The organism is Streptomyces sp. NPDC048254, from assembly GCF_043201895.1.
Lineage (GTDB): Bacteria > Actinomycetota > Actinomycetes > Streptomycetales > Streptomycetaceae > Streptomyces.
The window spans coordinates 1-1,716 of the sequence record NZ_JBICZJ010000051.1 but is presented as its reverse complement, the minus strand read 5'-3'; the positions used below and the strand labels follow the sequence as shown (position 1 = coordinate 1,716).

General features: G+C 67.2%; 1 protein-coding gene. It reads right to left on the bottom strand.

Annotation, left to right across the window (positions count from 1 at the left end; translation table 11 throughout):
* Nucleotides 1-38 precede the first annotated feature (38 nt).
* On the bottom strand, nt 39-1,529 hold the full coding sequence (locus ACGFZQ_RS52215; RefSeq protein ID WP_393846513.1) for an ISL3 family transposase: 1,491 nt from the start codon (nt 1,527-1,529) through the stop codon (nt 39-41).
* Between the last annotated feature and the right edge of the window lie 187 nt (nt 1,530-1,716).

The following is a 1,716-nucleotide window of genomic DNA, read 5'->3' as shown; positions in this document are numbered from 1 at the left end:
GGTTCTGTCGACGATCTTGTGATCCAGTGCGGAAGGCGTCACCGCGCGAGCAGGACACGTTTGCGGAGGAGATCGAGGCTGGCACGGCCGAACATCTGGCGTTTCAGCATCTTCAGCCGGTTGATGTTGCCTTCAACAGCGCCTGAACTATGTGGCAGCGACAGACCGTTGTGGACGGCGTCGAAGTCGCGGCGGAGGTTGCGGGCGAAGCCCGCAAGTGGAGCCAGGGTGTCGTGCTCGACGCCGACGATCCACTCCTCAAGTCGGTCGCCGTGGCGTGCGGTCATCATGACGGCGAACTTCCTGACGTGGCCGGTGAGCCGGTCCAGCTCGGGGTCGCGCTCACGCAGGCGGTGCAGCTTGTCGGCATCGCCGTCGCGGAGGTGTTCGGGATGGGTCATGATCCATGAGGTGACCTCGCGGACCGAGGGAGGCTTGGGGCCGACGGCGGGTGCGTGTCCGCGCCCGGTGCGGTAGCGCCGCAGGTGACGCTGGACAGCCAACTCGCCTCCTAGATAGCCGAGTTGCTTGATCTCCCGGTGGAGCTGTGCGGCATTTCTTATGCCTTCGTTCCAGCGTTGGTGCAGGTAGCCGACGTACGGATCGACGATGTGCGCCCGCTGCAGGCTCTTGGCGACGACATCATCGGCGGAGCGGGCGTTGACCAGCTTGCGGACGGTGGCTTGGTGCAGCCCGAGCTTCCGGCCGATCGCCGCCTTCGACATCCCCTGCGCCCACAGCTCGTGGGCGGCGGCATGCTGCTCCCGCAGCCGGGTCACGATCTTCAGCTCCTTCGACGGCTGCACCACCTCGGGCTCCGCTTCCGGGTGGCCGGGGCCGTCTTCCACTGCGGCAAGCGGTTCGGCCAGTCGGGAGCGGTGGGCGCTGACCGTCTTCTCGACTGCCTGGCCGAGGTTGGCCCACAAGTGATACCGGTCGGCGACCTGCTGGGCCTGCGGTGCTCCGACCCGCGCGCCCTCTCCGTAACCGCTGGAGCGGTCCCGGCAGATCACCTTCACCTCGGGATGGCCGCGGAGCCAGGCGGCCAGGTCATCGCCCTCGCGACCGTCGTAGAGGTGAAGCGGCCGGTGGGTAGCCACGTCGATCAGCACGTGCCGTAATGTTCGGCCCTTGCGAAAAGCGAAGTCATCGACACCCAGCACCTCCACCTCACCGACGTCCGGCTCAGGCACGGCTCTGACCAGGCGCAGGAGTGTGTCCCTGCCCACCGTGATGCCCATGGCGGTCGCCAGGCGGGCTCCCGCCCGGCCCGCCAGGGCCAGGCCGATCTGCGTCAACATCCCACGCATCAACGGCGTGTACCGACTGTGTGGGGTGGTCAGTCCCGCGATCTGCTCGGCGAACGTCACCGCCGGGCAGACGGGGTTCTCGCAGCGGAAACGGCGCACGCGTAACTCGATCACGACACCGAGACCGCCCGCCGCGGCGTCACGCAGCCTGCGCATGTACCGTCCGTGCACCCGCGCCGAGCTCTCACCGCACCCGCAGACCGCTGTTGCCGCCCGCACCCGCGCCCTGAACACCACCCGGTCCGGTCGCCTCTCCACCTCTTCGATCAGCAACGCGGACAGGTACGGAAACAGCTCCAGGAGCACATCACGAGAGCACGCGATGCATGATCGCGAACAGTCGGCACGGCCCGTTCAGACGTCCGCATCACAAGATCGTCGACAGAACCCTGATCTTGACGTTGAT